Origin of the sequence: Actinomadura sp. BRA 177, assembly GCF_013372625.1 — a bacterium.
Lineage (GTDB): Bacteria > Actinomycetota > Actinomycetes > Streptosporangiales > Streptosporangiaceae > Spirillospora.
This window is the reverse complement of record NZ_JABXFD010000089.1, coordinates 1-4,852: the sequence shown is the minus strand read 5'-3', so window position 1 is coordinate 4,852 and position 4,852 is coordinate 1. Positions and strand designations below refer to the sequence as shown.

Sequence of the window (4,852 nt, the reverse complement as noted above, 5' to 3'; positions counted from 1 at the left end):
TAGTTCTTCGAGTGTTTTTGTTGTGTGTGATTGTACTGCTACCCACGTCACCTCACCTGTCCTCTTCGTGGGCAGCGTCAGATGTGTATAATCGCCCGCCCCAGCCCCGACCAACCAGGTCCGCTTGATCAACCCGGTCTGCTCGGTCGGCCGGGTTTGCTTGGCCAATCCGGTCCGCTTGGCTCGCCCGGTCCGCTCGATCAACCCGGTCTGCTCGGCCGGCCCGGTCCGCTCGACCAACCTGGTCTGCTCGGCTCGCCGGGTTTGCTTGGTCAATCCGGTTTGCTCGGCTGGCCTGGTCCGCTCGGCCGACCGGGTTTGCTCGGCTGGCCGGGTTTGCTTGGTCAATGCGGTTTGCTCGGCGGCCCGGTCTGCTCGGCTAATCCGGTCCGCTCGGCTAATTGGCCCGGCCCACTCTGCCAACTGGCGCTGCCGCCCCGGCCTGTGTGGCGCCGAGGGGGCGTGGGGGGTGATATTCGGTGGGAGGTGCTGGGCGTTCTGCGTAGTGTGCGGGCATGGTTTCGCTGCATCAGGTGCTGGCGTTTTCGGTTATGGCGTTTGCGATCATCGTGATACCGGGGCCGTCGGTGTTATTCGTTGTTGGGCGGGCGCTGGCGCATGGGCGGCGGACGGCGCTTGCCGGTGTTGTCGGCGGGGTGCTCGCCGCCCTCCTGCTGACCGCGGCCGTTGCGGTCGGTATCGGGTCGATCGTGGAGCGGTCGGTGGTGCTTTTCACCGCGCTGAAGATCGTTGGTGCGGTCTACATCGTCTACCTCGGGGTGCAGGCCGTCCGGCACCGGCGCTCGCTGCAGGAGACGATCGGCGCGGACGAGTCGGGCCGGACGGGCGGACGGGCGCTCCTGCAGGGCTTCGTCGTCGGCGTCACGAACCCGAAGACGACGGTGTTCTTCGCCGCCGTCCTGCCGCAGTTCGTGGTCCGCGAGCACGGGCATGTCGCCCTGCAGATGATGGTCTTCGGGGTGATCTTCGCGGTCATCGCGCTGCTCAGCGACAGCGTGTGGGGCATCGCCGCCGGGACGGCCCGCGAGTGGTTCGCGAGTTCACCGCGCCGGCTCGCGGCGATCGGCGGCACCGGCGGCCTGATGATGATCGGCCTCGGCGTCACTGTGGCCGCCACCGGCCGCAAGGACTGATCCGGCGCTCAGACCGAGCAGAGCGAGAAGTTGTCGAAGACCGCCTTGGGCCATCCGGTGGCGTTCTCGGGACGCACGACGAGCAGACCGCTCGGGCCGGCCGCGCCGCCCCCCATCGGGGTGGAGCCGGACGACAGGACCCGCTCGCCGTTCACCCACATGGCCAGGTCGACGGTCGACCCGGTCCGCTCGACGCAGGCGGCCTGGATCCGGTTGTCGTCGTCGCGGAGGTCGGTGGCCTTGCCGACCACCACGCCGCCCTTCACCCGGCCGGAGTCCAGCCTGGCGATGCGGGCCAGTCCGTCCGCGCGGAGGAGGAACGCGAAGCCGCTCTGCCCGCGGCAGAACACTCCCGCCTCGCCGTCGGAGGTGACCTTGACCTCCATGAGCTGGGAGTCGGGGACGTCGTTCACCGGCGCGTCGACGATCGTGTGCGTTGTCGTGGGCAGGACGTGGAGTTCGTACTCGCGGTCGCGGTAGGACGCGTCCCAGGTGCGCGTGGTGGCGGTCTTCCAGCCGGAGGTCTCGCCACACAGTCCAGGCATCGTAATGATATGGTCACGGACTGTGAAGCAGGTGGTGCAGGTCAAGCTGCTGCCGACGCCCGAGCAGGCGGCGGCATTGGCTGACACCCTCCACCACGTCAACACCGCCGCCAACCAAGTCTCGGCCCGCGCCTTCGAGGAATTTGGGCTCCGTGGCCGTGAACTCCCCTTGCGGACGCTGTGCTACGGCGACCTTAAGGCCGGTGGGCTGGGCGCGCAGGCCGCGCAGCATGTGATCAAACGGGTCGTGGACGCCTACACCACCCTCCGGGCCAACATGGGCAACGGCAACCTGGGCGGGCCGCAGTCCCGGCGACGCCGCAGGGTCGAGTCCAAACCCATCGTGTTTCGCCCCGACGCCGCGCACACCTTCGACGACCGGTGCCTGTCGTGGCAACTGGACGCGGGAACCGTCAGCATCTGGACGGTGGCGGGGCGGCAAAGGAACCTGCGGTTCGCCTGCTCGCCCGACCAGGCCAGGACACTGGCCGTCCACCGCAAGGGCGAATCGGATCTAGTGCATCGGGACGGGAAGTGGTTCCTGCTCGCGACCTGCGACGTCCCCGAACCGGGCGTGTACGAACCCGCCGACTGGGTGGGGGTGGACCGCGGCATCGTTAACCTGGCCACTACATCGGATGGCGACAACCATCAGGGCCGCCGGCTGGGTCGGTACCGGCGGTGGCAGGCCCGCAAACGCGCCGAGCTCCAGGCCAAACGGACCCGCGCTGCCGTCCGGCGGCTGAAGAAGCGGGCCCGCCGGGAGGCGCGGCATGCCCGGCACGTCAATCACAAGATTTCCAGGCAGGTCGTCGCCGTCGCGGCACGCACCGGACGCGGTATCGCACTCGAGGAGTTGAGTGGCATCCGCGGACGGGGCACGGTTCCTCGCGACCAGCGGGCACGCCTGTCGTCCTGGCCGTTCCACCAACTCGGCGCCTTCATCGCCTACAAGGCTCGCCGCGCCGGTGTGCCGTTCATCGAGGTGGATCCGGCCTACACCTCGCAGCGCTGCCCGCGCTGCGGCCACACCGCGAGGAGCAATCGTCTCTCGCGGGATCACTTCAAGTGTCGTCGGTGCGGTCTCGCTGGGCCCGCCGACGTCGTCGCCGGGGTCAACGTGCGCGACCGCGCACGCTCGGCGTGGGTATTTGTCAACATGCCCCAACCCGCCCCCGGATAGTCTGGGCTGGTGGATGCGACCCGTGACCGCCCCTCTGTAGCGGGCAGTCGGGAGCGCGAACAACGCCCCAAGGACCGAACAGGCAAGCTCGGTCCCTTCAAGGCCGAGTAGTTGACGAGGAAATGTGGACGTGACGGACGACGTGCTCGGCCCAGGCTACGAGGCGATCGAGCTGCCGATGGGCCGGGACGCCGAGGGCGAGGTCGTGGCGACGCTCGTGCGCCGGCGCTGCCCCGACCCGTCCCGCCGGGCGGTGCTGTACCTGCACGGCTTCATCGACTACTTCTTCCAGAGGCACCTGGCCGACTTCTACGTGGACCTCGGTTTCGACTTCTACGCGCTCGACCTCCGCAAATACGGGCGTTCGCTGCGCCCGCACCAGACGCCGAACTACATCGAGAGCCTCTCGGACTACTTCCCGGAGATCGAGGAGGCCGTCCGGATCGTCCGGGATGTGGACGGCCACGACACGCTCCTGCTGAACGGCCACTCCACCGGCGGCCTGATCGCCGGTCTCTGGGCCGACCGGGTGAAGGGCAAGGGGCTGGTGGACGGACTGTTCCTCAACAGCCCGTTCTTCGACCTCGCCGAGCCGCTCGTCATGCGGAAGGCCGGCGCCGGGCTGGCGCGGGCGCTGCGGTCGCGGTTCCCGAAGGCGAAGCTGCCGGCGGGCGTGTCCGAGTCGTACCCGCGCAGCATCCACCGCGAGCACGACGGCGAATGGGACTTCGACCTCGCCTGGAAGCCGCTCCTCGGGTTCCCGGTGCGGGCGGCGTGGCTGGCGGCCGTCCGGCGCGGGCAGCTCCGCCTGCACAGAGGATTGGACGTCGACGTGCCGGTCCTCGTCATGGCGTCGACGCGCAGCGTGCGCCCGACCCGCAAGGTGCTGGACGTGACGGGCGCCGACGCCGTCCTGGACGTCGAGCACATGGCCCGGTACGCGCCGCGGATCGGACGGCATGTCACGCTCGTCCGGATCGAGGGCGGCCTGCACGACCTGGTGCTGTCCGCCGAGCCGGCCCGGACGCGGGTGTTCGAGGAACTCGCCCGCTGGACGGCGGCCTACCTGCCGGGCTAACCCCTGATCTTCGACATGTCGAAGTCGTCGAAGTCGGCGACGATCTGCTGGGCCGCGTTGCCGCCCCGCTCGATCTGGAGCCCGACCCAGCCGTTGGGGAGCGGCTGGTCGGTGTCGGTCTCGTCGAGGACCTTGTCGCCGTTCACCCAGAGCCGCAGCCGCACCTTCGGGCCGTCCTTCTCCTGCCCTTCGCAGGCGACCTGCACCTTGTTCGGCCCCTCGGCGTCGAATCCGGGGACGGAGTCGGGGCTCGCGAGGTCCTTCGTGCCGAGGTCCCCGTTGACCTTGCGGAGCACCGCGCCCTTGCCGTCGTGGCGGACGAGGAACATGTACTGCTTCTTGCCGTCCTCGTTCGCCCGGCAGAGCAGCCCGAACGTGCTGTCCGCGGGGCCCTGCTCGACCGAGACCGTGACGGTCGCGAGCATCGGGTCGGGGATGTCCTCCACCTTGTCCTTCGGCACCCAGCGCGATACCGATCCGGTGGTGCCGCTGGTCTGCATCCGGTACTTGTTGTCCGCGTACCCGTAGGTCTTGTCGTACATGTCGCCCCAGCCCGAGTCGGGGTTGGAGAAGGCGTCGCTGAACGCGGTCGCCAGGTTGCCGGGCGGGCCGTCCGAGCGCAGGACGGTGAACGCGCCGATGGCGAGCAGCAGCACCACGGCGACGGCCGCCTCCCCCCCCCCCCCCCCCCCCCCCCCCCCCCCCCCCCCCCCCCCCCCCCCCCCCCCCCCCCCCCCCCCCCCCCCCCCCCCCCCCCCCCCACACCCCCCCCCCCCCCCCCACCCCCCTCCCCCCCGCCCCCCCCCCCCCCCCCGCGCCCCCCCCCCCCCCCCCGTCCCCCCTCCCCGCCCCGCCCGCCCCCCCCCCCCCCCCCCCCACCCCCCCCACCCCC

Annotated in this window: 6 protein-coding genes; 3 read left to right on the top strand and 3 right to left on the bottom strand. The window is 70.4% G+C overall.

What is annotated here, in order from left to right; all coding sequences use genetic code 11:
- The coding region (locus HUX53_RS39825) for a hypothetical protein (protein ID WP_217918983.1) at positions 1-276 on the bottom strand (276 nt) is incomplete at its 3' end.
- Positions 277-515: 239 nt separating this feature from the next.
- Between HUX53_RS39825 and HUX53_RS02010 the strand changes: the two genes are divergently transcribed.
- Positions 516-1,154 carry a LysE family translocator gene (locus HUX53_RS02010; protein ID WP_176401460.1) on the top strand — a complete coding sequence of 213 codons (639 nt, stop codon included), beginning with the start codon at positions 516-518 and terminating at the stop codon, positions 1,152-1,154.
- Positions 1,155-1,162: 8 nt separating this feature from the next.
- Here the strand turns inward: HUX53_RS02010 and HUX53_RS02005 are convergent, their stop codons facing one another.
- Entirely contained in the window at positions 1,163-1,699 is a 537-nt protein-coding gene (locus HUX53_RS02005; protein ID WP_176401459.1) for a hypothetical protein, read from the bottom strand.
- A 22-nt stretch (positions 1,700-1,721) separates the two neighbouring features.
- Between HUX53_RS02005 and HUX53_RS02000 the strand changes: the two genes are divergently transcribed.
- Together HUX53_RS02000 and HUX53_RS01995 are read left to right on the top strand one after the other, a co-directional pair.
- Positions 1,722-2,882 (top strand): transposase, encoded by a 1,161-nt coding sequence (locus tag HUX53_RS02000; protein ID WP_309237001.1) that lies wholly within the window; start codon positions 1,722-1,724, stop codon positions 2,880-2,882.
- 130 nt (positions 2,883-3,012) lie between these two features.
- Positions 3,013-3,960 carry an alpha/beta hydrolase gene (locus HUX53_RS01995; protein ID WP_309237000.1) on the top strand — a complete coding sequence of 316 codons (948 nt, stop codon included), beginning with the start codon at positions 3,013-3,015 and terminating at the stop codon, positions 3,958-3,960.
- On the opposite strand, the gene HUX53_RS01990 is transcribed toward HUX53_RS01995, so the two are convergent.
- A complete protein-coding gene (locus HUX53_RS01990; protein WP_176401458.1) occupies positions 3,957-4,619 on the bottom strand; it encodes a hypothetical protein in 663 nt (220 codons plus the stop codon). The two genes, HUX53_RS01995 and HUX53_RS01990, sit on opposite strands and share 4 nt — an antisense overlap.
- Positions 4,620-4,852 lie beyond the last annotated feature (233 nt).

Excerpts from the sequence above, each read along its gene's own strand:
- HUX53_RS02005 (WP_176401459.1), bottom strand. The coding sequence starts at position 1,699 with ATGCCTGGACTGTGTGGCGAGACCTCCGGCTGGAAGACCGCCACCACG.
- HUX53_RS02010 (WP_176401460.1), top strand. The coding sequence starts at position 516 with ATGGTTTCGCTGCATCAGGTGCTGGCGTTTTCGGTTATGGCGTTTGCG.